Annotated in this window: 31 protein-coding genes; 4 read left to right on the top strand and 27 right to left on the bottom strand. The window is 34.8% G+C overall.

All coding sequences use genetic code 11. The features are described 5' to 3' along the window. Positions 1-7: 7 nt before the first annotated feature. Complete coding sequence (locus tag DDY94_RS05625) at positions 8-964, bottom strand: NAD-dependent epimerase/dehydratase family protein (RefSeq protein WP_111683081.1); 957 nt, start codon at positions 962-964, stop codon at positions 8-10. A gap of 169 nt (positions 965-1,133) precedes the next feature. Here DDY94_RS05625 and DDY94_RS05620 point away from each other — a divergent pair, with 169 nt between their 5' ends. Beyond that, positions 1,134-1,661 carry a hypothetical protein gene (locus DDY94_RS05620; protein ID WP_157957260.1) on the top strand — a complete coding sequence of 176 codons (528 nt, stop codon included), beginning with the start codon at positions 1,134-1,136 and terminating at the stop codon, positions 1,659-1,661. Between the two features lie 96 nt (positions 1,662-1,757). After that, on the top strand, positions 1,758-3,824 hold the full coding sequence (locus DDY94_RS05615; RefSeq protein WP_111683079.1) for a M13 family metallopeptidase: 2,067 nt from the start codon (positions 1,758-1,760) through the stop codon (positions 3,822-3,824). Positions 3,825-3,893: 69 nt separating this feature from the next. On the opposite strand, the gene DDY94_RS05610 is transcribed toward DDY94_RS05615, so the two are convergent. Next, entirely contained in the window at positions 3,894-4,601 is a 708-nt protein-coding gene (locus DDY94_RS05610) for a tetratricopeptide repeat protein (RefSeq protein ID WP_111683078.1), read from the bottom strand. Positions 4,602-4,670: 69 nt separating this feature from the next. Further along, positions 4,671-5,480, bottom strand: a complete 810-nt coding sequence (locus DDY94_RS05605) for an NAD(P)H-binding protein (protein WP_111683077.1) — start codon at positions 5,478-5,480, stop codon at positions 4,671-4,673. A gap of 114 nt (positions 5,481-5,594) precedes the next feature. Between DDY94_RS05605 and DDY94_RS05600 the strand changes: the two genes are divergently transcribed. Then, positions 5,595-6,077, top strand: coding sequence for a CBS domain-containing protein (locus DDY94_RS05600; protein ID WP_111683364.1), 483 nt, complete (start codon positions 5,595-5,597; stop codon positions 6,075-6,077). Here the strand turns inward: DDY94_RS05600 and DDY94_RS05595 are convergent. From DDY94_RS05595 to DDY94_RS05490, 24 genes are all read right to left on the bottom strand, one after another. Next, complete coding sequence (locus DDY94_RS05595; RefSeq protein WP_111683076.1) at positions 6,074-6,424, bottom strand: hypothetical protein; 351 nt, start codon at positions 6,422-6,424, stop codon at positions 6,074-6,076. The genes DDY94_RS05600 and DDY94_RS05595 overlap by 4 nt on opposite strands. Before the next feature lie 6 nt (positions 6,425-6,430). Continuing rightward, entirely contained in the window at positions 6,431-6,952 is a 522-nt protein-coding gene (locus DDY94_RS05590; protein ID WP_111683075.1) for a DinB family protein, read from the bottom strand. A 35-nt stretch (positions 6,953-6,987) separates the two neighbouring features. Beyond that, entirely contained in the window at positions 6,988-7,638 is a 651-nt protein-coding gene (locus DDY94_RS05585) for a spermidine synthase (RefSeq protein WP_111683074.1), read from the bottom strand. Positions 7,639-7,897: 259 nt separating this feature from the next. Beyond that, positions 7,898-8,074, bottom strand: a complete 177-nt coding sequence (locus DDY94_RS16100; RefSeq protein ID WP_157957259.1) for a hypothetical protein — start codon at positions 8,072-8,074, stop codon at positions 7,898-7,900. After that, on the bottom strand, positions 8,071-8,532 hold the full coding sequence (locus tag DDY94_RS05580; protein WP_111683073.1) for a VOC family protein: 462 nt from the start codon (positions 8,530-8,532) through the stop codon (positions 8,071-8,073). Before DDY94_RS05580 ends, DDY94_RS16100 begins: the two co-directional genes overlap by 4 nt. Before the next feature lie 50 nt (positions 8,533-8,582). Then, positions 8,583-9,488 (bottom strand): polysaccharide deacetylase family protein, encoded by a 906-nt coding sequence (locus tag DDY94_RS05575; protein ID WP_111683072.1) that lies wholly within the window; start codon positions 9,486-9,488, stop codon positions 8,583-8,585. A gap of 47 nt (positions 9,489-9,535) precedes the next feature. Continuing rightward, positions 9,536-9,925, bottom strand: a complete 390-nt coding sequence (locus DDY94_RS05570; RefSeq protein WP_111683071.1) for a hypothetical protein — start codon at positions 9,923-9,925, stop codon at positions 9,536-9,538. 91 nt (positions 9,926-10,016) lie between these two features. Beyond that, positions 10,017-10,430 carry a hypothetical protein gene (locus DDY94_RS05565; protein WP_111683070.1) on the bottom strand — a complete coding sequence of 138 codons (414 nt, stop codon included), beginning with the start codon at positions 10,428-10,430 and terminating at the stop codon, positions 10,017-10,019. 141 nt (positions 10,431-10,571) lie between these two features. Beyond that, the gene (locus DDY94_RS16095) at positions 10,572-10,799 is read right to left on the bottom strand and encodes a hypothetical protein (protein ID WP_157957257.1); all 228 of its coding nucleotides are present in this window, start codon (positions 10,797-10,799) and stop codon (positions 10,572-10,574) included. 14 nt (positions 10,800-10,813) lie between these two features. Continuing rightward, the gene (locus tag DDY94_RS05560; RefSeq protein ID WP_157957256.1) at positions 10,814-11,809 is read right to left on the bottom strand and encodes a hypothetical protein; all 996 of its coding nucleotides are present in this window, start codon (positions 11,807-11,809) and stop codon (positions 10,814-10,816) included. A gap of 38 nt (positions 11,810-11,847) precedes the next feature. Further along, positions 11,848-12,318 (bottom strand): hypothetical protein, encoded by a 471-nt coding sequence (locus tag DDY94_RS05555; protein ID WP_111683068.1) that lies wholly within the window; start codon positions 12,316-12,318, stop codon positions 11,848-11,850. Between the two features lie 160 nt (positions 12,319-12,478). Further along, a complete protein-coding gene (locus tag DDY94_RS05550; protein ID WP_111683067.1) occupies positions 12,479-13,078 on the bottom strand; it encodes a hypothetical protein in 600 nt (199 codons plus the stop codon). A 34-nt stretch (positions 13,079-13,112) separates the two neighbouring features. Then, on the bottom strand, positions 13,113-13,352 hold the full coding sequence (locus DDY94_RS05545) for a PLD nuclease N-terminal domain-containing protein (protein ID WP_111683066.1): 240 nt from the start codon (positions 13,350-13,352) through the stop codon (positions 13,113-13,115). Positions 13,353-13,424: 72 nt separating this feature from the next. Continuing rightward, entirely contained in the window at positions 13,425-14,459 is a 1,035-nt protein-coding gene (locus DDY94_RS05540; protein WP_111683065.1) for a serine hydrolase domain-containing protein, read from the bottom strand. A gap of 49 nt (positions 14,460-14,508) precedes the next feature. After that, on the bottom strand, positions 14,509-15,072 hold the full coding sequence (locus DDY94_RS05535; protein WP_232817828.1) for a hypothetical protein: 564 nt from the start codon (positions 15,070-15,072) through the stop codon (positions 14,509-14,511). Between the two features lie 44 nt (positions 15,073-15,116). Next, positions 15,117-15,578 carry a hypothetical protein gene (locus DDY94_RS05530; RefSeq protein ID WP_111683064.1) on the bottom strand — a complete coding sequence of 154 codons (462 nt, stop codon included), beginning with the start codon at positions 15,576-15,578 and terminating at the stop codon, positions 15,117-15,119. Between the two features lie 83 nt (positions 15,579-15,661). After that, positions 15,662-16,411 (bottom strand): hypothetical protein, encoded by a 750-nt coding sequence (locus tag DDY94_RS05525; RefSeq protein ID WP_111683063.1) that lies wholly within the window; start codon positions 16,409-16,411, stop codon positions 15,662-15,664. Positions 16,412-16,443: 32 nt separating this feature from the next. Continuing rightward, a complete protein-coding gene (locus DDY94_RS05520; RefSeq protein ID WP_111683062.1) occupies positions 16,444-16,677 on the bottom strand; it encodes a hypothetical protein in 234 nt (77 codons plus the stop codon). Next, the gene (locus tag DDY94_RS05515; RefSeq protein WP_111683061.1) at positions 16,674-17,624 is read right to left on the bottom strand and encodes a bifunctional helix-turn-helix transcriptional regulator/GNAT family N-acetyltransferase; all 951 of its coding nucleotides are present in this window, start codon (positions 17,622-17,624) and stop codon (positions 16,674-16,676) included. Before DDY94_RS05515 ends, DDY94_RS05520 begins: the two co-directional genes overlap by 4 nt. 201 nt (positions 17,625-17,825) lie before the next feature. Further along, the gene (locus tag DDY94_RS05510) at positions 17,826-18,731 is read right to left on the bottom strand and encodes a hypothetical protein (protein ID WP_157957255.1); all 906 of its coding nucleotides are present in this window, start codon (positions 18,729-18,731) and stop codon (positions 17,826-17,828) included. A 185-nt stretch (positions 18,732-18,916) separates the two neighbouring features. Continuing rightward, complete coding sequence (locus tag DDY94_RS05505) at positions 18,917-19,396, bottom strand: hypothetical protein (protein WP_111683059.1); 480 nt, start codon at positions 19,394-19,396, stop codon at positions 18,917-18,919. Between the two features lie 93 nt (positions 19,397-19,489). Beyond that, entirely contained in the window at positions 19,490-20,221 is a 732-nt protein-coding gene (locus tag DDY94_RS05500; protein ID WP_232817827.1) for a tetratricopeptide repeat protein, read from the bottom strand. A gap of 225 nt (positions 20,222-20,446) precedes the next feature. Beyond that, positions 20,447-21,169, bottom strand: coding sequence for a hypothetical protein (locus tag DDY94_RS05495; RefSeq protein ID WP_111683057.1), 723 nt, complete (start codon positions 21,167-21,169; stop codon positions 20,447-20,449). 181 nt (positions 21,170-21,350) lie between these two features. Beyond that, positions 21,351-21,728, bottom strand: a complete 378-nt coding sequence (locus DDY94_RS05490) for a hypothetical protein (protein WP_111683056.1) — start codon at positions 21,726-21,728, stop codon at positions 21,351-21,353. Between the two features lie 367 nt (positions 21,729-22,095). Between DDY94_RS05490 and DDY94_RS05485 the strand changes: the two genes are divergently transcribed. Next, positions 22,096-23,061 (top strand): IS110 family RNA-guided transposase, encoded by a 966-nt coding sequence (locus DDY94_RS05485; protein ID WP_111683055.1) that lies wholly within the window; start codon positions 22,096-22,098, stop codon positions 23,059-23,061. Positions 23,062-23,093 lie beyond the last annotated feature (32 nt).

The following is a 23,093-nucleotide window of genomic DNA, read 5'->3' as shown; positions in this document are numbered from 1 at the left end:
ATTAGCTTTATTTCTTAGCGTATTTTTTCTTCAGTTCTTCAAGCATAACTTTAGTCATCGCATCTAAATCAAAGTGATGTTGCCAATTCCAATCAGCTCTTGCTACCGAATCATCAATAGAAGATGGCCAGCTGTCAGCAATCGCCTGTCTAAAATCAGGGTTATAGCTTATTTCAAAATCAGGCAAGTGCCTTTTAATACTAGCTACGATTTCTTTAGGTGTAAATGATATGGCTGCTAGGTTGTAGGAAGATCTAATTGTTAAATCTTCGGTTGGTGCCTCCATAAGATCAACGGTTGCCTTTATCGCATCGTCCATAAACATCATTGGTAGATTAGTTTCTTCAGAGAGGAAACATTCATATTTACCTTTTTTAATGGCGTCATGATAAATTTCAACAGCGTAATCAGTAGTGCCGCCTCCTGGCATAGCTTTGTGACTAATAATGCCAGGATAACGAATACTTCTAACATCAACGCCATATTTTTTGTGATAATATTCGCACCATCGTTCGCCTACTTGTTTGGTAATACCGTAAACAGTAGTAGGTTCGCAAATAGTATGTTGAGGTGTAAACTCTTGAGGGGTTGTCGGTCCAAATACCGCGATACTACTAGGCCAATATACTTTTTTTATTGTTCCACCTTTTGCCAAATTAAGGACATGAAAAAGTGAATTCATGTTTAGATCCCAAGCCTCCATTGGGTATTTTTCTCCTGTTGCACTTAGCAATGCCGCCATTAAATATACGGTGTCAATGTCGTGATTTTTGCAACAGTCTTTAATAGCATTAAAATTCTTGGCATCAATAATCTCGAAAGGACCTGCATTAACCAGATCTAATTTTCGAGTATTTATATCGCTGGCAATTACATTGTTAATACCGTGGATCTCTCTAAGTTTAGCGGTGAGTTCAGAACCAATTTGTCCACAGGCACCAATAATCAAAATTTTGGAAGGCATAGTTTTCAATTATAATATTGTCAAAAATAACAAGAAAATAGGCTGCTATAAATTAAAATTTTCAAAAAAATAGCGCTATTTCTAAATATTTGATAATCTAATTTTTAAGAACATACTAAGATTTCAATATTTTAGTTTAAGTATATTTACAATCAAATTTTTAATGTAAATGAATATTCGTTTTAGCCTTATTTGTATCGTGCTCGTACTTGTAATGAATTGCAAGGGAGATCAAAATACAACGGACCCTGTTGAAGAAAATGCTTCAAATCAAAAGGATGTCATCACAGCAAGGGCTATTGAGAATTTTAAGTTTACGGATTATGTACTGAGTGCAAATGGCGAAAGTGTTGTAGCTAATTGGGATAAATATCAGGAGCTTGCCATTCAGGTTAGTTATTTGAGAAAAGCAGATTTAACATTCTTCAATGGAGATAAGACGCTCTTAAAGGGATTTATAGACACCTTAAAAATGAAAATTCCAGATACGCTTCAAACCAATGCCATTGTTTCCAGAACGGTTATCATGGAAACTACCCTTTTAAGGTTAAATGAAAATTTGACATTAGACAATATACAGGATAGTTTAAAACTACAGAGCGTTAAAGAGGTTTTGGTAGCTTTTTCTAATCTCAACTACCAGATCAATAAGAAAATAGAGAAGGATATTTACGATCAGATCGAATCTGAGTTTTAAAGGCTAAAACTCTTAAAATTTTGTTAAGATGTAACATAAGACCCTATTAATCGGTCTTATTAATACTAAACAATTCGAATTAACTAAAATCACATTATGAAGACCAATCTAAGTCGCGTTCTAGCGATATCAGGTTTGGCTTTCTTTGCTATTGTTGGATGTAAAGATGAAGCCAAAAAAGACACTGCATACGCAGGAGAGAAAATTCCAGGAATTATATTGGAAAACATGGACACAAGCGTTAGTCCAGGAGAAGATTTTTACAAGTATGTCAATGGTAAATGGCTTGAAACAAACACCATTCCAGACGACGAAACCCGTTGGGGCGGTTTTATGGTTCTGCGCAAATCTACCCGCCAAGATGTTTTAGAAATCCTTAATACATCTAAAGAATTAGGCACCTACAAGGAAGGTTCAGACCAGCAAAAAGCACTTTTAATTTTTGAATCAGAGCTTGATTCTGTGGCTCGAAACGAAGCTGGCATAGCGCCATTGCAACCGCTATTAGATAAAATAGACGGAATTAATAACCTCAATGATATGCAGACTGTTTTGGCGAAAACACTAGGTGTTGCAGCTCCATTTGCAGGTATTGGTGCAAATCCAGATCTGAATGATAGTAGTATGAATACTGCTTGGGTTTTTGCAGCAGGTTTAGGTTTACAGCGCGATTACTATTTAGATCAAGACGAAAAGACCAAAGAAATTAGGTCGCAATATGTTGATCACGTCGCTAGAATGTTGCAATATATCAACTATTCTGAAGCAGATGCTAGTGCTGCAGCAGAAAAGATCTTAGCAATGGAGACACAACTTGCGGAACCACGTTTAGATAAAGTGGCAAGTAGAGATATTAGAAACTTTAATAATCCAACTTCAGTTGAAGATTTACAGACCATGACGCCTTCTATCAACTGGAAGAAGTTTATGGATGATATGGGCATTGAAAAGCAAGTGGATACTTTATTGGTAATGCAACCAAAATATATGAAGGCACTCGATAACTTTTTGGCTTCTACATCTATTGAGGATATTAAAACCTTAATGGACTGGAGCACATTAAACGGTGCTGCTGGTTTCCTAACCACTGAAATAGAAAAAGCGAATTGGGAGTTTTATGGTAAAACTCTTAACGGTGCGAAAAAAATGCGTCCTGCTGATGAGCGTGCACTTGGTACGGTTGATGGTAGTGTAGGAGAAGCTGTAGGTCAGCTTTATGTTCAGGCGAAATTCCCACCAGAAGCAAAGGAAAAGGCAGAAAAAATGATTGAAAATGTCATCAAAGCCTTTCAGAATAGAATTTCAGATTTAGATTGGATGAGTGAAGTTACGAAGCAAAAAGCCATTGAAAAATTGGATAAGTTCACAGTAAAAATTGCTTATCCAGATGAGTGGGAAGACTATTCAGACTTACAGGTTAAAGAAGGTAATTCTTATGCTGAGAATATGTTAGCTGTTGGCGCTTGGGCTCAAAAGAAGAATTTAAGTGAAATAAACGAACCCGTTGATAAGAGCGAATGGGGCATGCCACCACAAATGGTAAATGCCTACCATAACCCTTTAAACAATGAAATTGTTTTTCCGGCGGCAATCTTGCAACCTCCATTCTATAACTACACGGCTGACGAGGCTGTTAATTATGGTGCCATAGGTGCTGTTATTGGTCATGAGATTTCTCATGCATTTGATGATTCTGGTGCGCGTTTTGACGGCGACGGTAACGTTAATAACTGGTGGACTGAAGAAGATCTTGCCGAGTTTGAAAAGAGAGGTAAAGCATTAGCAGATCAGTATTCTGCAATTGAAGTGTTGGATAGTGTTTATGTTAATGGTCCATTTACCTTAGGTGAAAACATCGGTGATCTTGGAGGTGTTTTAGGAGCCTATGACGGATTACAATTATACTTCAAGGAAAACGGAAGACCAGATGATATTGACGGATTCACAGCAGAGCAGCGTTTCTTTATGTCTTGGGCTACAGTTTGGAGAACGATAATTAGAGACGAGGCCTTAAGAACACAGATTAACACCGATCCGCATTCGCCAGGTCATATTAGAGCAACACAGCCATTAAAAAATATCGATGCCTTCTATGAAGCATTTGGTATTAAAGAAGGTGATGCGATGTATTTACCACCTGAAGAACGTGTGAGAATATGGTAATTTCAGAATAAATTGAATAAAAAAAATGCTGCCTAACTAGGCAGCATTTTTTTAAATATATCAAATAAACTAGTTCTTATTCGCTGCAGCAGCTTGTTGCGCTTTTTGATTTTCTAATCCTTGTCGGCTAATTTTCGCCAAATTAAAATTAGGATCAATAGCTAATGCATCATTCATTAATTTAATGGCTGCATCAATATTTGCAGATTTATCTTCACTGAATGTCAGTAGCCCTTTTAAACAAAGTAAGGCTGCTTTCATTGATGTTTCATAAGGTTGTTGCGATTCGTAGAAGGCACGTTTCATGTCGTCCTTTACATTGGCTAAACCGTACTCGATATTTGTTTTTGCACCAGCCAGATCATTGATCTGAATTTTCATATCTGCCATCTCATAAGCTAAATATACATTAGGATTTCGCTTAAATAAGATCTCATAATGCTCTAAAGCTAATTGTGGGCGATTCAGATTTTTTAATGCTAATGCTTTAACCTCAACATTGATGTCTGAATCCGTCGGATTCTTATCAACACCAATAGTGTTAAGTGCTTGTAAATACTTTCCTTCGGTAAGATATAAATACGCTAAAGTATCTTGTCGTTCTACCGATGGCTCTAAAATATTGAGATGTGTCATAGCATTAATAATGCCCTGAATATCTCCCTGTTTTTTCATTTGCTTGTAATAAGCTTCGTAGTGCTCCTTTAATTCTGACTTCGTCTGGGCAAAAATACCAACCGAAAAAAGCATCATTAATGCAATCGTAATATGTTTCATGTTCTTTGAATTTTGACGGGCTAAAACTATAAAAATTAACGATAATAGCTCTTAAAAATCTATTAATTTCTATATGCCTTGTTGAAAAGTGAAGTTCAAAAGTTGTTCCAATTTAGAGCTATCAATGATTTTTCCTTCACTCTTTTTATCTGAATTAAAAACTGGAAGGGTTAAATCATGAAGTTCACAATAGGCTGAATAATAGTCTTTTTTTGTTGGATGATCTGGAAATGAAGCATTTAGACAGATATTCCAACGGTTGGTTTTAATCACTTTGGAAATAATCTCGATGCAATCATTTTTATGAATTAGATTAACGGGAGCTTCTGGATTTGAAATATTTGTTCTACCTGATAAAAACTTAGCAGGATGCCTTTCTGCGTCGAATAATCCTGCAAATCGAATAATAGTAGTCTTAAAACTAGTGTTATTTTGAAGTAATTCCTCAATTTCGATGAGTTGTTTTGCACTTGAAGACATGCCGTTTGGCTTGGTGTTATGACCAATTACTGGAAAATTCTCATCATCTTTAAATACAGAAGTGGAACTAATATAAATCACATTTGGTACCCGATGTTCTTCAATCGCTCGGATCAAATGCTTTATTTCTGCCACATGATCCTTAGTTGGATTTTTTCTAAGTCCAGGAGGAATATTGATAACCACCGTAGTACTATTTGATAAGAAATCTGTAATGTTACCTATGATACCTTCAGGCTGTAATTGAATCAGAAAGGCATCAATATCAGCATTGGTTAGCGTTTCAAGTTTATCATTGGAGGTTGTAGAACCCTTCACACTTAAGCCTTCAGAAACAAGTGTTTTGGCCAAAGGAAAGCCCAACCAACCGCAACCAATAATGCTTATTTGATGTTTCAAAAGTCTTTCAGAATTAAAGACTTAAAAATACACAACAATCCCTTAAAACCTGCTGATTTTGCTAAACGATTAATTTTCAGTAACTTTAAGATTCACTCTAATAACTATCAGGTCATGGGGATAAAAAGTTTTCAAGGGTCGCGTAAGCAACAGCAAGGTGCAACGCAGACCATAGCGCTAAAAGTAAAGGACTATATGACTACTAACCTTATAACGTTTAGGCCAGATCAATCTGTTCAGGAGGTTGTAGAATCATTGATAAAGTATAAAATTTCTGGTGGTCCTGTGGTTAACGATAAACAGGAGTTGGTTGGGATCATTTCAGAAGGGGATTGTTTAAAGCAACTGAGTGAAAGTCGCTATTATAACATGCCGTTAGAACATGATAATGTTGAAAAACGAATGGCTAGAAATGTCGAAACCATTGATGGTAACATGGATGTTTTTGATGCAGCGAACAAGTTTCTTAATTCAAAAAGGCGACGTTTTCCTATCGTTGAAAATGGAAAGTTAGTTGGTCAGATAAGCCAAAAGGATATTCTGAAAGCCGCACTTCAGTTAAAAGGTGTAAACTGGAATAGCACCACTAAAGGTTAATCGTCTCGTTTTACTAGAGCATAGTAATCGCCCTCCAAAGGCAAATAACCCTGGTCATACACGAAATAGTATATGTTACCAGTTTTGGTTGTATAAATACTTGTGAAATAGTTAAAATCAAAACCTTTTTCGATAAGCCTAGCCCTGGAACATTTGGTCTTTTTATTAGGGTTTAGCGCTTCTAATATCCTGTAGTTTTTTCTAAGGCGATTATTGGTATTTCGAATTAAATTTTTAGAATCTTTATTAATGCGATTATTGTGGGCATTTCTGCATGCATCACCACAAAATTTCTTGTCGATTCTACCTATGATTCTATCCCCACATTCCGGACATTTTCGTTGCATAATATTTTAATTTAAAATTGGAATATATGCCGACCATGGACCAACTTCATTTTTGTACTGTTTGGCCATGACACGACTTATTTGTGCAAGGTGGGCTAAATCGTGGGTAACCCAAGTGGCTAATAATTGTGACAAAGTCACTTCACCAAGCTCTGGATGTATACCCTTAAGGTCTAGTTGTTTTGTGGTTAAATTGAGTTGTTTTAAGGTGTTGAGATTATTTGCTCTAAGAGTTTCAAACTCATCGAGCAATTGTGAAATAGTTTTACCCTTCGAATTTTCAAATTGTGCAAATCTATCAAACGGTACAAAGGTTTTATTTTCAGAAGGACTTAGAATGATCTTTGCTCGCGGAATCCAATCTGTTTTTTCACCGTGAATTAAATGACCAACAATATCATATGGACTCCAGGTTTTGTCACCTTCATTATTGTAAATCCATGGATCTGATAATTGTCCTAAAAGTGATTTCAGGGTTTTTGGAGTCTGTGCTAATACCTCGAGCGCTTCTGTAAATTGATAGGTCATAATTTACAAGTTACGAAATATTCAACTACGAACGTTTACAGAGATTTCAAGATCAGTAAGGTGTTAGTGTTGTTCACATTTTCGAGAAGGTCAACTCTGTAAACTTTTGTTCGTAAATAACTAATTAACTGTTGAATACTCTTGTGCTTACCGTTCTTAACCGCGGCATTGAAAATGATATCACCTTTAGATGACTTTAAGCGTAGAACCTCATTCCAAAAAGCCTCAGACAAAAATTGATCGGGAACGGATAGATCAATAAATAAATCTATGATGATGAGATCGAATTGTTTTGTTGTTTGCTTTACAAACTGATAGGCATCAATACAATGGATTTGCAGATTTTCGTTTTCTGAAATACCAAATTCGGCATTAGCAATTTCTATAATTACAGGATCGATCTCAACCGCAGTAATTGGGTAGTTGTACTCAAAATCGGTTCGTAGTGTTTCGATAACACTACCGCCACCCATACCTAAAACTAATACAGATTTTACCTTTGGAAGTTCAGTTTGTTCAATACCAATTTTCAGAATTTTTTGAAGTGACCCATAACTGTAGTTTGCATTTTTAGAATTGAGGTGTTTTTTGCCATTATGCCATGTGATCTCTAGAGTTCCACTATGCTTCGACTTAATCGTCTTTGTTATGGGCAGAATATAACTGAAGAGTTGTTTTGAATTCACTTGGTTCTTTTATTTGGCAACTTCTTTTTTTTGAATGTTTTTTACCATTTTCAATTTAAATGAATTGGATAAATTATCAAAGATCGGCGTAAGAAATGTTATTAATTTTCTTACTTTTACGCTGCAAAAGGTACTTAAGGGATGTACATTTTGTTTTAATTCTTGTATGATTTTATGCCCTTAATAGTAGCATAGATTTAGCGCCCATTTATGGGTGCTTTTTCGTTTTTGATTGATGCTTAAGTCTGGAGGATATTTTTTATTTGCTGTTTTTCTTTAATGCCCACATGGTAAAAATCATGGCAATTATTAACAGCACACTCGATAGAATACGCATATAAAAAGCACGGTTATATTCTTCTGCTGTGGCGAGATTGACAATAATTAAAACCACACTCGCAATAATAATAATGACGGGTAAAAGTGTTTTTTTCATCGGTTGGTAATATTAAGCCATTCTTTATAGGTGACTACTCTTTTTTCGCTATCGGGTTGTGTTTCGCCTGGCAATATACCAATGAATTCTAGATAATGCCCGTCTGGATCTGTAAAATAAATTGAGATTGCGGGCATCCAGCAAAATACCATAGGCTCATCGTTATGGTCTTGAAGGAAATTCCAGTAATTCAAGTTATGTGATTTCAAAAAGTTTACAGATTCATTGATAACCCATTCTGGGTCGCATTCAAATGCAAAATGTCTTAAATCAATTTCATCTTTTGGTTTTTCCCAAAGCCCGAGCATAGCTTTTTTATCTTCGCCAATCCAAAAAAAAGCGGTTCGGCGCTCTTCTCCATATCTACATTGCTTTAACCCTAAAACCTGAGAGTAGAATTTAATAGAGCGTTCTAGATCTTCAACATATAAATGCGTTTCGTAGAGTCCTTTGATCATTGTTTGAGTTCAAAATAATAAGTCGTTTAGACTTTTGATGAAATATAAAATTAAGGCATAGAGCTATTTATTTCTAAAGATTGACCTGCTTCGAGTAATTTATTGCCAATTGATAACTGAATCCAAACAGGAAGATTATCTGATGGATTAGAAATTGAATTTTCTCCAATAATTACTCTATCAATAGCTAATAAATATTGTGTAAGTTCTCCATTACCTACAGACCAGATATCATTTGCCTTACCAATTCGCTGACAAAATTCTACCATATTATTCCAACGTTGCTCGTCGCCAAATTCCCATGAGTGACCCCAAACATAAAATAATTTCAACGCTTGAGGTTTAAGTTCTAAATAGTCATTTAGATAGTCTAAGGCCTTGCTGTCATGACAGGTAGGATGCCACATCATGTAATTATCGGGAAGTTCAAAATTATAAGTGTCTGAAACGGTTCTTCCATTAATAAGATTTGTCTTCGAAAGAAGTACTGCAATGCTATCATTCGTATTTCCGAAGGGATATGCCATACTGATAATTTCTCTTTTAGAGAGCTGACTTAATACTTCGATATCTATGGATATTTCTTCAAGAACTTCTTCGTGGGTAATGTCCGTAAAGTTTTTATGCAATGCGCCGTGAGCTGCAATTTCATGATTTTTATAAATAATTAATAGCGAATCTTTTGGCACATATCTTTGATAGATGGTATCGCCATTTTGTTGCGGCCATCCACGTGTTACACCTAAATAGCTGGAATTTAAATTAAAGGTGCCCTTCAATCCATTTTCATCAAATAATTGGGCGAGTTCCACATCCTGAATTGTACCATCATCATAACTCAAAACTAATGCCTTAAGCTTTCCATCTGGATAGGTGAAATTGATGAAGCTTGGTGTGTCTTGGCAAGCAGATAGAATTAAACAGAATAATAAGACTAAAACTAAATTTTTCATCATTTTCCTTTTTGCTAACCCTAATTCAAAAGTTGAAATTCAATAATGTTCTATTCAATTTTTGTGATTTCACTGATGTAAACAAAATCATTATCGGTATCGAATTTAGACTCTTGCGTGTAGGTGTTCCCGTTTATTTTGACAATCTTTACGATGAGGTCGTATGTAGGCATGTCCTTAGGTCTCGATGCCCAAAACGCTTCATTACCATCAAGGAATTTGAGTCTGTAGCTACAGTCATCTATCCAAGTGATCTTTAAAGTTACTTCCTTTTCTCCGTATTGTTCAGTTTGAATAGAATCGTTTCTTTGAATTTGAGCTTTTAGTATGCCTTTATCATTATTCTGAAACTTGCCAGTTCTGAATTTACTGCAGTCACCTTGAGAATAAGAATAACCGAAAACCAGTAATAAAAATGGAATTAAGAGTTTATGTTTCATAAGTTATTTTTCAGTTCTTCAACTTCAGATTGTGCATAACAAAAATTGGTGATCCATAAAAGGGTTAAAAGCACAATTCTCATTGTGTTTTTTACTTCACACGTTTAAGAATTATAGCATCTTCGCCTCCAAAATCTGTTGGTCTTTTATCACTGAAGCCCATAGCAAATTCCATGGTGTTGTCGTCTATGAAATTAGCAATACAAGACAATGTTCTTACATCACCATTATCTAGATTGGTCATGATCAGGTCGACCTCAATAGGCTCAGTGCCATCTTTAATTTCGTAGGTCATTTTTCCTCGCTTACCATCTAAGACGAACTCTTTTCCTCCAAAAACCTGACCTTGGATTTCGAAGGTAGCGTAACCTTCACTATCAAAAGTTATATATCCTATTTCTTTGCCGTCTTCACCTACCCATTTACCAATGAATTTTGAATTATCAATTTCGACAGTCATAGATAAAAGCGGGACTATCAATAAAAGTGTTAAGAATTTTTTCATGATTTTAATTTAAATGTTTGTGAGGCATCAATTCTAAATTTGATGCGTTTTAGAATTCTATTTAGTTGTAAGTTATTCAGATTTATGTTGCTAACCAACATTTTCTAGGTTTTTTGGTTGATCTGCATCTAAAACACAGTTTTAATTGTTGGTTTTGTCTTTTCTTTTCCATGTTAAGCATATAAAACAGGAAAATGAAGTAAGTACGGCAATTCCAATAGTGCCAACAACGATTATATTCAACCACATTTCGACATGATGAATTCCGGAGGCGAAAGTTTGAAGAAATGGTTCAGCAGAAAAAAGTAGGATGAGCGTTAAGATGATAAAACTCAAGATATGAATAAGAATAATTCGTCTTTTACTCACAATGTTAGATTATGTTACTTGAAGCATTTATCTGCAAATTCTTTGAGACGTTTAATGTTGGCAACATGATTAAAACGAATATCTCCCATGATCTCTCGGTATTGCTTGTTGGTAAAAACTTTCAGGACGGCATCATTAATTTCGAAAGGTAATTTACCAATAGAATTAAATTCTGAACTTCCCTTATCATGTGTGAAATCATAATATCTATAATTAATCACTCCATCTGAAATTATGAATTCGTATTTGAAACTAACGCGTCCAGCAAGATCTGTGGTATTATTTACGTAATAACCATACTCCCATTTTCCTCTGATATATTCCTTATCGATCGCTTCGTCTGTATCTTCCGAGGACTCTTGTAAACCAATAACAATAGGCGTTGCTAGCAAGCAATTCAAAATTTCTTTCTTTGGTGCGTTTTGGTCTTCAAGTTGAAGGATACCCTGACAGATAACATAGCCATTTTCATCTGCCGACAGATCTACCTTTTTAAGACTTTCCCTAACTTTAAATGCATCAGTTTCTGAAATACTAATTAAGTGACTTGCTAAATATAGCTGGTCCTCAAAATCAATAGCATAAAATGTAAAGTGTGGAAATTTATGATGGTCAACACTACCATGAATAGCCATTACATTTGGTAAATCTTTGGTGTCATTGGTTTCTACGACTTCATAATTTACATCGCTTAGGTCTAGGTCGAAAATCTCAGCTTTGGTAGTTAAATTAAAGAAGCTTAATGCAAATGTACTTGTTACAATTTCCTCATAATTGGCAAGAATACTCTCCGTAGCCATTTCAAGATTTGCAGCAGATAATTGATCTCCCGCCATACTTTTGAAGAACTCAACGGCCGCTTCTTTTGGAAGTATCAAATTATAAAACGCCAATGAATCATTTTTAACGATAGATTCGGCTAAGGCCTTTCCTAAGATCTCATAGTCTTTGTCCTGACCAAACGATACATTAAGGCCGAAAAGTAAAGTAAAAAGTAATAGGTACTTCATTGGTTTGAAGATCATTAATTAACCGAATTTTCGAAGTTTTAGTTGCGTTTCTTTATCAGTTTTTTGATCTTTTTTGAAGGTTTAATATTGTTGCTTTTATTGGCACAATAATCTACCAGGATATTCACGGATTTGTCATGGATCTGTTCACTTGTTAAGGAGGTGTCGCCATTTTCTTCAAGAACAACCTTAGACATAGCAGCTAAATAAAGTCCGAATAAATCGTCACTTCCTTTTGTTAAGTCTAAGACATCACTACCAATTTCAAAGGTGTAATCTGGGGTGCCTTCCATCCATTTCATAATATATTGAAGGGCTAACAGTCTATTGTATCCGTCTGTATCAACCGGATTATTGAATAAATAATTTGCACAAGCTAAGACTTTAGGTTTTTCGGTTGAATAGCTTTCAGCATCTTTAAATTCGTAGGTAGCAATCTCGTCAAAATTCTGACTAAAAGACAAATTAAAAGTAGTAGCGATGGCAATAAATAGGATAAGTTTTTTCATGCGATTGAATTGTGTTTTGAAGGTTCGATTAATAACTTTTACAACATTGTTGAAGCCAAAATCTTCTTTCGAAGTCGATTTTAAGCAGGTTGATTAAAGTTAGATTATTTTTCAGAAATAACTAGTTAATATCAAGAATAAAAGGCTTTACGATTTCCATTTACCAAAATTTCCACCACGGCTTCGACTTGTTTTCTTTCTCAACATTTTGACTTTTATTCTGTTGAGGTTGGTCGTTGAACTTAGGTGGACAGGTTTTGGTACCTTCGATATAGTGGTAGACCGCAATTCCGAAGCCTTCTTCTGGTTTAATATTGCTGCTTTGTTGAATTATGAAGGCAGTTGCAACTGCAGCAGATTGGGCTAATTGCTCATAGTTAAGGTCATTATTTTTCATGATATCTAATGCTGGTCCTTGTACTCTGCCGATAACATCTACAAAATCACTATCTGCTGTTGTTTGATTTTGAGCTGAAATAGAATTTTGATCAATTTCGATATCGTAGTGTTGTAGTACGGCTAAAGTGATATTTACCAGTGCTGGCCCCATGGTATTTGCCTCGTTAGATAACATGGCTGTTCCAGGTTTTACATCGTCAATATCAAATTCGAAAGACCTGAACATAAAACTACCAGCAAGTCGTGCAGCACTCGAAATCGCTTCAGTGGTATCTATTTCACGCGATCCTTTACCTATGACAGCAACGATCATTTCAATGATGTCGTTAACTGCTTTATTCTGACTGTCTTTTATCTCCATGTATTAACTGATTTTTTTCCGGCTTTTATAGACCTCAAGTCAAGTTGGTTTGATCAGTTCTTGGAAGTTTCTGTTGCCTTCCGATCAAAAAGTATAACACAGCACCGATAAAATTTCCAAATAAAACCACTAATAGCCATACGATTTTATTGTTGCCTGTAAATTCATTTCTAACAATATCTATGAGTGCTATTATAGTTGGTAAAAGTCCGATAAAGACAAAGACTAAGAGGAGTATGATTTGCCAGGGTCCAATAGATAGTATTGTGGTCATAAAGCTTGATTTAATTAATTTAGTATTAGTTGAAATGTATAGTTACTAAGATAGCAAAAGGAAATTAACGCTTCAAGACTCGTCCTTTTGCTTTTTCAGAATTTTCACAATGCGATTAATTACAATTTCTGAAAGGTTCCATTCATAGCCATTAAAATCGGTAGTATTAATAAATTGAACAACCACCGTGTCAATATCCTTGTGATATTCTGCCAGACTTTGATAGCCAATAACCAGGCCTCCGTGGTCGTACTCATAAGGATAGATGTCTTGTTCGCCATCGTTAAATACGGAGCCGTCGTTGAGTGCGCGTAAAAAGGTACCTACGTCTTCTGCCGTGGCAAGCATGCCATACTCATTAGCTTTAAAATCTTTATCATAACCAACATAATAACCACTCATTACATCATCTAGAACAACTTCACTAAGTGAGAAAAAGGTGTTATTTAGCTCTAATGGGATCAGTATATTTTCCTTGATATACTCATGGTGATTGTACCCTAACACATTATCCATGATCTGGCGGAGCAGTAGATAATTGGTATTTGAATATTCGTAGCCTTGATCTGGCTTAAAACTAGCAGGTAGATCGAGTGCAAACTCAAGGGCATTCTTGCCATTTTCTTGTTCGTTTTCCCAGTAAGCCGGATTATCAGTAAAATTAGGAATACCAGATCGATGCTGAACCATCATTTTCAAGGTGATCTCTTTTGCGTTTTCAATTCTACCTACCAATTCGGGGAAGTAGTCTGCGAGCGTGTCGTCGAACGATAGTTTATCGGCTTTGACCAACTTGGTAAGAGCAACCGCAGTGTACAGCTTACTTATACTAGCAATTTTGAATAATGAATTTGGATCTGCCGGAATTTTATTTTCACGATTCTTCCAACCTCCTGTGTAAAAGGCAGGTGGTTTTCCTGCTTCGTCAACGTAAACGATCATACCGTCAAAACCGTGGTCAATGGCTTCGTTGACCTGCTCCTGAACGGTATCGGGAAGTGGTAAGATCCAGGCTTTTACCAAAATCCATGGCACAAAATATAGAGAGATGGCCGTACCTAGCAATAGGATGATTCTAAAAATTTGTTTGGCGCGATTTTTTTTCATGAATTATATGCCCTTTAAATTGTTGGCGGTTTTGGCAGTGACACCTAGTTTATTCTGTTAGTCTGTTAATACAATTTTCTCTGATGGTCCAGATGCGATCAAATTCTGATTCTGAATCTGTTTCTTTTAGCCATGCCTTGATGAAATTTTTGTGATAGTTAACTTTGAATTCTGCGATCTGGTGTGGCTCAATAAACTGTTCTTCAATGATGTCCTTTGCAATTTTATCAATGTCTGATTGGTTGCTTGTTAGATCTTTTCGGTTTCCATTTATTTTTAAATAACAATGGGCTTCCGGAATATAAACAAGCCCATTTTGGGTGAGTTCATTTCCGATTTTCGGCGTATTAGATTCCGTCATTTTATAGATTCCGATGACCAGTTCAATATTTGGTATGTCATTGAGATCGGCCAGACGTTTTAGTAAGGCGTGTTTTGAGCTGCAGGTTCCTTTTTTTTCAGATAATACGAGACTGAGGTCTGTTCTATTTTTAGTACGCCCATAGGGTAGGGTTTTTACAAAATCGGTTAATTCATTCCATGACTTGATACCATTGCGTTTTGCAAGTTCGGTTAATTGGTCTTTTGCGATAAATTTGTAATCTGAATTCATGGCTTAACTATTGTGCAACGAACTTTTATTTTGGAATTGAGGTTTTAGCTATTGTTAGTATTGGCTTTTATTTTCCCTTCTTTAATTTTTGATATTTCGGTCGACCAAGGACTATGGTGGTCGATTATCCATTCATTTTTTCTAAAAATAAATGATAAATACGGTCCTAATCGCACGTTCTGACGAATTTTTAAATTATCGCCTTCATTTGGGGTGTAATCGAAATCAAAGCAATTTTCAGAATTCAAATTCAGCGCAATCCACTCTGCATTGAGACCATTTCCTAAATCATTATCGGGCATCATATAGCGACCTATTTCGGTAATTTCTTTTTCGCCTTCAAATTTGAAAAGCGTCCAAATATATTCTATTGGAATATCAGCATTTTCAGGGTTCTCTTTTTCAATGAGTTTCCCCTTCTTTTTGATAAAAACTCTTGGCTCACGAAATTTGATTTTTTCGTTTTTGCAAGAGCAAAGTTTAATTCCGTTGGTATAATCACACATGGTTTTTTTCAATGGTTACTCAAAGATGACAGTAATGCTTTTGATGTGTTAAAGTGTTGGGCTGTTATTGTAGTCAGTCATAATCAATCATAAGTTGCAAATTGTCCCTTATTGCCAAACATTGAAAAGGAATACCCTAAAATACTTTCGTGATTATTTCTATCGAGACTTTTTGGAATAGGATGCGGAACATTATAACCCAAAATATGACTATGAATTAGAAATTCGACAACTTTAAATTCAAAGAATGGGTCTTCTTGATCGATTTTCCTATCATCTAAAACAATAAGATCAACTTTAAATCCTTTTGCTGTCGGTATGTAGTTTGAAAAGTAGACTAATTCGCCTGTCCAACTGCGAACAAAAAAGAGAAAATTTGCATATTTATAGATATCCCATTTTTCTTCCATTTCGGATGCTTTATAAACTACTCCATCTGGAATTTGCCTTCCCTTTGTGTTAAAATTTAAGTCAACTTCGCACTTTGCAGCATTCTCCGGAAATTTGCCAATATATTCTTTTCCATCACTTTCCCTTAAATTCAAGAAATTGGTTGCAATTTTGGGATCTTGGGTTGTAGATGTCATTTTTAGAGCGTATTCTCTACAATCAAATACCTCTAAGTTATATGGATTTTCATTAGGTTTAATCCATTTGGGTTCATATGTTTTTTCAGCCTCTTCCGGATTCCCAAAACTTATGGTATCTCCAACTTTTAAATTTGCTAAATCAGAAGCAGATATGGTTGCAGTTTTAAATGAAGTATTAGATTCTGGTTGAACTTCTTTTTTTTCCTTTGGTTTTCTTCCAAATAATTTTTTGAATATGCTCATATGTTTTTACGGTTCTGTAGCTTTAATTAGTTCTAATCATTGTTGGCAGTTGCCTTCTTTGATTTTTGAATCTTAAAAATATGAAATCCGTGAATCAAAACTGCTATTCCACAACCTATTATGAATGGTGGTGCATTTAATAGTATTCCATAAGCAATATAAATCAAATTAGCGATCAATGATAGAGCTCTCAACAACAAGATATTTTTCATGGTCATTGAAAGTAAATTAACACCTAGAGCTGAATAACCAATAATGTGAATCATAAAGATAAGCACATTATTTTTTCGGTTCTTTCTAAAACGTCCATTTGAGATGGTGCTTTTTTATCTTTAAAACCAAGTTTGTAATATAATCTGTGTGCTTGTGGCATACTCATCGTGGTTTGTAGCCATAGTTCAGTAGTATCATTTTCTAAACAACGACTTATACAACGTTCAATTAATTTTGTTGCAATTCCAAGTTTTCTATAGTTAGGATTGATGAATAATTTGGCGAACTCAAAGGCATCTTCATTCAGCCGTTTTAAGGCAACACATCCAACAATTTCTTCCTTAAACTTAGCGTAAAAGAGAAATCCACCATTTTCTAAATAGGCTTTGTCAGGATTGTGTAAGGTGAATTCGTCATCTTCTTCTAAAACACCATCCAGAACACTCAATAGCCAAGGCCCAGCCAATTCGTAGAAATATTTTTTAAGACTTGGTTTATAATCAATGATTTTGACAAATTCGTCTTTGGGTTGATTAAAACGTTTATTTATTGGTTTATGATTGATTTCCCGATCTAACCTATCCAAAATATTAATCAAATCTGGATGACCAATTGAGAAAAGTTCTTTAAGCGTATTGGAAAATGATAGCCATATAGGTTCAAGTTCCATCTGTAATTCTTTCCCTTTTTTTGTTAGTCCGACCAACTTTGAGCGTTTATCATTAGGGTTAGGTATAATGCTGACTAATTCCTCTTTTTTTAGTTCTCGAAGAATATTTTTTACTGTAATGTGTGAAAAGTCGATTTGGTCGGAAATTTGCAGGATAGTCTGTTGTGAATTTGTTTTAGCTAAAACATAGTAAACAGAGAACCAACTTGCTTTAAATCGTATATTGGCCCCTGAATAAATCTTGTCACCATCTTGTTGCAGTTTTTCACTAATTCTTCTAAACCTTGAAGCTCCTGCAAGATATCCTAAATTGTTTAATACATCTGACATATTAATTATTTATGAAAGTACTTTCATAAAAGTACAAAAGGTGTTTCATAAATTCAAATATTTCTTTGTGATTTCTGTGCTTAGGTTGCTGCCAAGGGTTTTATGTATGGTTTGTTGCGGGATGACACGTAGTGTTATTCCGTCGTAGCTTAAAGATAGGGATTCAGCCGTAATGAACTGTAGCCGTTGTTAGCAACTGTTTTATTTCCCAAATAATCTTTGAAAAAAGTTTTTCTTTTTCTTAGGTGATTTATCATTTGAACCACTGCTATGGTTAGCTGATAAATCAATGGTTTGAGAGTTAAAGGCATGAGTTCTATAACTAGTAGCTTTAATCTCTTTATTTTTTTCTTGGTCAATGGTCTTTAAAACTGTTGTTTCTCCATTTTCGAGATTATTTATTTCGATATTATATTCCATTCCTAGAAGCATATCTTCAATAAGATCTTTTACTTTTTGAAAAAGCGTATTGTTGTTTTGTAAAATGCTCCCCATAATTTTTATCCAATTATCATTGACTTTCATAAAATATAAATTGAATTCATTCGGGCAATCTAAGAACATTTCGTTAGCAGCGGCCTGAAGATTATAATCTTTATTCTCTCCGAATTCTTGACTTACAGCTAACCAAACGGCTGCAAACGAAAAGTTAATTATATCGCCATTGATTCCACCTATATCGGTAAAAAATGTTCTTGTAAAAGGATAAAAAAACCAACTGTTAAAGCCTGGGTGAATTTTCTGTAGTAAAGTTATATGAGAAGAATGATGAGGTTCTTGTACAAAAATCTTTTCTTGATTTTTAATAATAAAACCGTCAGATGTGCAAGCGCCTCCAAAGCAGTCGACATCAATGAAAGCAATTTCCTTTTCAGGGAAGGCCTTCGATATTTCCATTAGTTTATCCTCTATTCCATATTCAAAGTGATTTTCAACCTCATCTTGATTTTTAAAAAAATTATCGGGGAACTTTTCAAATGGATGACTTTTCCACCTATCACTGGATTGGCATACAAACCCCTTAAAAGGTTCAAAAAATATTCTGTTATTAAAGAATTTAAAATTGTTTAATAAATGATCCTTTATTTCAGAATTATCATTGTCCAATTTGATAATCACATTGTATGTTCTGTAGCTCATGGGTTTCTTAAATGTTTTACAACGGTCTTGTATCACCGTCAGTAATGGGTTAATATACGTTAATTTTTGTTGCGCAGTTATTATTATTTCCGAGTCGATTCTAGCCTGCCCTGAACGCAGTCGAAGGGTTGGTGAATCTGTCGTAATTGCGGTTATACATTTTTAGAAGTAGTTCTTTTCGATAATTCATTGTTTATAAAGTCAATCAACTCTAGATGATTTTTGATCCAACTTTCACTTACGTAATTAATTACATAGTATAAGTTGTTTTCAATATCTTTTAGAAGATTGTTCTCCCAATCTTTTATTACCGAACATTCGATACATGTTCTTAGGTTTTGAGCCAAATAAACCAATTGTTCAGGTTCATCTAGTAGACTAAAGATTTTTGCGTAGAGGTAATTTTCATTAATGTTTTTATTTCCATTCCATAAAATTGGGTCTGCTAATTGATATAGATGGTAATTTTCCCATTCCCAAATTACAGCACTAAATTCTTCAGCCTGCTTTTCATTCAGACTTTTTAATACCGACTCAATATGAGGTGTATGTCCATATTCCCAGGTGCCACCACTATCTCCTAAGTTAGAGGTTATATATTCTTTTAATTCTAATGCCGGATTCAAGGTCATTCATTTTTAGTTTTGCCAACGATCTGGTTAAAAGCAGTAAGCCCGCATAGCGCTATTGCCGATTTAGCCTTTGGTCGCTTTTGTCTTCTTTTTTTAATTTCTCGTTACAATTGATTTTAATATAAATTTTGCCATTTCGATATTAGATACAGTTGATTCCTTGTTGAAAATCAATTGCCCTAAGATTTTCTTTGCCGATTTAGTATTTCCCTGAACATCATAAATTAATGCTTTATTAATTAGTAGCATTCCTTTTGTCTCAAAATCTGGATTTAATTCTAATCCTCTTTCAATAGCCTCAAGTCTTTGATTATGATCTTCTGCCTTTCCTGCAATTTCTTTCCATGCTGGAGCATAATTTGGAATTTTCTCTAAAATCGCCTGAGCAATTCTGAGCTTTTCCTCTTCTGAATTTTGCCATTCAATCTGCATATAGGCTAAATACAAACCTTTCGGAAAAATTCCTTCTTCCTCTTTTTTTAGTGACCAATAAGCTGTTTTAGCTGTAAAAAATCCCTTTGGTTCTAATTGGTCGGTTAGTTCGTAATATTTCAGAGCATTTTCAAAATCCTGTTTAAGGAGGTATGTGTAGGCCAAATCATAAACAGGATAAGCCCAATTTGGAGCGATTTGATTAGCTTCTTTTAACTTTGCTATTCCTTCATCATATTTTCCTTGCCCACCAAGTTGTCTTGCTTCTTGATGTAATATTATAGCATCGTTCGGTATTTTTCCGTTACCAACAATTTGCCAATCGTATCTGCCAGTTGCTCCTTCTAAATCGGACAGAGAAATCGAATTTCCATTTTTATCTTTGAATATCAAATGATTAGAATTCTTGTTATTTTCAGGTTTATTTTTATCTTTTTTCTTGAAGAAATCGAATAGGCTCATATTTTATTTTCTAATTACTGCTAAGGGTTTTGGCTATGATTTGTGTAGGTTAAAGTACTAAAGTTAGCAAATAATCATGGATAGAAAATTCCAGTGGAGTTTTCGTAAGGAGGCGAGGACAAGCAATTACTTATAGCCGTTGTGGTAGTTAGTTTTTTATTTATATAAATTTATTTTGATGACATTATCCTTAATATCAAATAATCCAATTTCCTTTCCATATCTAATTTGAAAATTATTGACATAGTGATTATCATCTGTAATTTTAATTTCAGTTTCGTAAGTGTAAACTTTAAAGTCCAGTAACTTCTTAATTTTAATCAATTCGGATTCTTTTCTTTCAGCGAGATAAGTACCATCTCTGTCAGAAGTTATAAAATAAAGCTTGTCCTTATATGGAAAGCTAACAAGTATTGTTCCGCCAATATTTCTGTACAATTCATTAAGGCCACTATCTGATCTTTTTTTTAAAAATTTATCTTTTTCAGAATCGTCCTCTTTTAATTCAGTAAGTTCTGTTGGGTCAACAATTTCATAAATTCCAGAAAATCCAGACATATGAGCCAGCGAAGTGGTTAGATAATACTTTCCCTCTATTTTAATTAAAGATGATGGGCATGTGGCTTTAGCCACATAAACTTTGTTAGTCTTTTTATTTCTAAATTCAACTGTTCCACCGAATTCGCCTCTACAAGAGTCTTTTACGATGTAATTCTCATCTTCATAGAAAAAGTCAGATTTATGTTCAAACGAATTGAAGTCAGATTCGAATTCAACTTTCTCCTTGTTATTTAATTGAACTTTGAATTCAGCTTTTTTTTCTTGCGAAGAAATGGATAGAAAGAGGAAAAGAAAAACGACTATTAAATTAAATCTCATTAGTTTTTGCAATTTGATTACAACGATCTAGTATTACCGTCAGCTAAGGTTTAAATTACGAAGACTTTTCGTTTTAGCACAGACTTTATCATTTCCTAGTAGATTTTAGCCTGCCCTGAGCGCAGTCGAAGGGTTGGTGAATTTGTTGTAATTGCGGTTATAAATTGTTGGTAGTAGTTTTTTAATCAGGTTTAGATAGGTCAATTAATTTCATTTGGTTTCTAATATGTTCGGATAAAAACATTTTTTCTTTAGAGTTCAAGTTTTCTAAAATTCCAACTCGTCCATAAAAGCTAATGTTTTCATCTTCCTTATGGACTAATACAATTAAAGGAAATCCAGTTTTCGCCTCAAACATTTCCAAGTCATTTTCCATTCCAGATTTCGGATTATCGCGGTCAAGAAAATATTTAAATCGGATATTTTTTTCATTTGGACTGTCAAACGGGTCGCTGGTCGGAATTGCTGATTCGATAAAGCCTTGTACTTCATAAAAGTCTGACTCATTATAATCAGAATATTTTCTTTCGGACTTGCATGATGAAAGTCCATAACTCAATGATAACAATATGATTAGCGTTTTTCTCAAATTACTTACAACGGTTTTGTGTATAGCTTGTTGCGAGATCACACGCAGTGTTATTCTGCTATAACCGAAAGATAGCGAATAAGATTGAATTCAAATATGGAATTCAGTCGCATTGAATTATACACATCTTAAGTTTACAATCTATTAATTTTAGAAGATTAATCAGAAAGAACAAAAGAGAGGATTAAGATTAGTATACACGGTGAAGCTAAGACTTCGACAACAATGATAATCCCCTCTCTTTTCTACTTAGATATCGTTCAGTTCTGTGAGACGTTAGATCTCGATTTTAAGTTGTTGATGTATAAGTAGATTGTCCTTTCCAAATACAGTTCTTATGAATAAAGATAAAGAAATTTATGGCATAGACATTAGTAAAAGTGTATTTGATGTATACAGTTCTCAAGGTGGTCATATTCAACTAAAAAATGATGACAAAGGCTTTAAATCACTTATAAAGACATTACCACAGAATGCACTAGTAGTTATGGAAGCCACAGGGTATTACCATTATCGATTGGCTCAGTACTTATATTCACAAGGTATCGCTGTCTCAGTTGTCAATCCATTATCGGTAAAGCGATTTATCCAGATGCGCTTGGCCAAGGTAAAGACCGATAAGAGCGATGCGAGGGCCATATGTGAATATGGTATACAGAACCAGGTTCCTTTGTACAATGCCTTGACAGAGGTTCAAGCTGAATGCCTGCAGTTGTTTCGGCTTTTGGATATTTACATCAAACAGCGTACAGCGACCAAGAACAAGATCAAGGGAGAAGAATCCTTGGGCAGGCCCTCGAGGTTCGTTTACAGCTCACTAAGGCGGAACCTGAAGCATTTGGACAAAGAAATCAACGGATTGGAAGCGCGTTTATTGAAACTGGTAAAACAGGATCAGCAACATCAATTAAGTCTATTAAAGAGTATACCGGGAATGGGCGTCAAGACCGCACTGTTCTTAATAGTAGTTACCGATGGTTTTAGAAAATTCGAAAACGCAAGGCAATTGTGCAGTTATGTTGGTATTACACCAACGATAAGGGAGTCAGGAAGCAGTATAAAAGGCAGAAGTAGAATAAGTAAAATTGGGAACAGAAAGCTAAGAAACCTGTTGTTTTTGTGTGCCTTTTCGGCATGCAAGCATAACAAATCCTGTAAGGAATTATACGATAGGATAGTAGCAAAGGGAAAGAGTAAAAAACTGGCCCTGATCGCAGTAGCAAACAAATTGTTGAAACAAGCATTTGCCATTGCAAAATCAGGATTACCTTATGATGAAAATTATGTATCTAGATTAAGCTAAAAAGACTTGTTTTTTAACTCAGTTCTTTGTTG

Origin of the sequence: Winogradskyella tangerina (genome assembly GCF_003260205.1) — a bacterium.
In the GTDB taxonomy this organism is placed as follows: Bacteria; Bacteroidota; Bacteroidia; order Flavobacteriales; family Flavobacteriaceae; genus Winogradskyella; species Winogradskyella tangerina.
Note: the sequence above shows the minus strand (reverse complement) of the source record. Positions and strands in the feature narration are given on the sequence as shown.

What these genes read in the sequence shown, in the direction of transcription:
- DDY94_RS05560 (WP_157957256.1), bottom strand. Translation starts at nt 11,809, where the DNA reads ATGAAGTACCTATTACTTTTTACTTTACTTTTCGGCCTTAATGTATCG.
- DDY94_RS05565 (WP_111683070.1), bottom strand. Translation starts at nt 10,430, where the DNA reads ATGAAAAAATTCTTAACACTTTTATTGATAGTCCCGCTTTTATCTATG.
- DDY94_RS05515 (WP_111683061.1), bottom strand. Translation starts at nt 17,624, where the DNA reads ATGTCAGATGTATTAAACAATTTAGGATATCTTGCAGGAGCTTCAAGG.
- DDY94_RS05620 (WP_157957260.1), top strand. Translation starts at nt 1,134, where the DNA reads ATGAATATTCGTTTTAGCCTTATTTGTATCGTGCTCGTACTTGTAATG.
- DDY94_RS05505 (WP_111683059.1), bottom strand. Translation starts at nt 19,396, where the DNA reads ATGACCTTGAATCCGGCATTAGAATTAAAAGAATATATAACCTCTAAC.
- DDY94_RS05625 (WP_111683081.1), bottom strand. Translation starts at nt 964, where the DNA reads ATGCCTTCCAAAATTTTGATTATTGGTGCCTGTGGACAAATTGGTTCT.
- DDY94_RS05495 (WP_111683057.1), bottom strand. Translation starts at nt 21,169, where the DNA reads ATGAGATTTAATTTAATAGTCGTTTTTCTTTTCCTCTTTCTATCCATT.
- DDY94_RS05575 (WP_111683072.1), bottom strand. Translation starts at nt 9,488, where the DNA reads ATGATGAAAAATTTAGTTTTAGTCTTATTATTCTGTTTAATTCTATCT.
- DDY94_RS16100 (WP_157957259.1), bottom strand. Translation starts at nt 8,074, where the DNA reads ATGAAAAAAACACTTTTACCCGTCATTATTATTATTGCGAGTGTGGTT.
- DDY94_RS05525 (WP_111683063.1), bottom strand. Translation starts at nt 16,411, where the DNA reads ATGAGCATATTCAAAAAATTATTTGGAAGAAAACCAAAGGAAAAAAAA.
- DDY94_RS05540 (WP_111683065.1), bottom strand. Translation starts at nt 14,459, where the DNA reads ATGAAAAAAAATCGCGCCAAACAAATTTTTAGAATCATCCTATTGCTA.
- DDY94_RS05615 (WP_111683079.1), top strand. Translation starts at nt 1,758, where the DNA reads ATGAAGACCAATCTAAGTCGCGTTCTAGCGATATCAGGTTTGGCTTTC.
- DDY94_RS05520 (WP_111683062.1), bottom strand. Translation starts at nt 16,677, where the DNA reads ATGATTCACATTATTGGTTATTCAGCTCTAGGTGTTAATTTACTTTCA.
- DDY94_RS05550 (WP_111683067.1), bottom strand. Translation starts at nt 13,078, where the DNA reads ATGGAGATAAAAGACAGTCAGAATAAAGCAGTTAACGACATCATTGAA.
- DDY94_RS05610 (WP_111683078.1), bottom strand. Translation starts at nt 4,601, where the DNA reads ATGAAACATATTACGATTGCATTAATGATGCTTTTTTCGGTTGGTATT.
- DDY94_RS05590 (WP_111683075.1), bottom strand. Translation starts at nt 6,952, where the DNA reads ATGACCTATCAATTTACAGAAGCGCTCGAGGTATTAGCACAGACTCCA.
- DDY94_RS05545 (WP_111683066.1), bottom strand. Translation starts at nt 13,352, where the DNA reads ATGACCACAATACTATCTATTGGACCCTGGCAAATCATACTCCTCTTA.
- DDY94_RS05485 (WP_111683055.1), top strand. Translation starts at nt 22,096, where the DNA reads ATGAATAAAGATAAAGAAATTTATGGCATAGACATTAGTAAAAGTGTA.
- DDY94_RS05580 (WP_111683073.1), bottom strand. Translation starts at nt 8,532, where the DNA reads ATGATCAAAGGACTCTACGAAACGCATTTATATGTTGAAGATCTAGAA.
- DDY94_RS05570 (WP_111683071.1), bottom strand. Translation starts at nt 9,925, where the DNA reads ATGAAACATAAACTCTTAATTCCATTTTTATTACTGGTTTTCGGTTAT.
- DDY94_RS05600 (WP_111683364.1), top strand. Translation starts at nt 5,595, where the DNA reads ATGGGGATAAAAAGTTTTCAAGGGTCGCGTAAGCAACAGCAAGGTGCA.
- DDY94_RS05595 (WP_111683076.1), bottom strand. Translation starts at nt 6,424, where the DNA reads ATGCAACGAAAATGTCCGGAATGTGGGGATAGAATCATAGGTAGAATC.
- DDY94_RS05535 (WP_232817828.1), bottom strand. Translation starts at nt 15,072, where the DNA reads ATGAATTCAGATTACAAATTTATCGCAAAAGACCAATTAACCGAACTT.
- DDY94_RS05530 (WP_111683064.1), bottom strand. Translation starts at nt 15,578, where the DNA reads ATGTGTGATTATACCAACGGAATTAAACTTTGCTCTTGCAAAAACGAA.
- DDY94_RS05555 (WP_111683068.1), bottom strand. Translation starts at nt 12,318, where the DNA reads ATGAAAAAACTTATCCTATTTATTGCCATCGCTACTACTTTTAATTTG.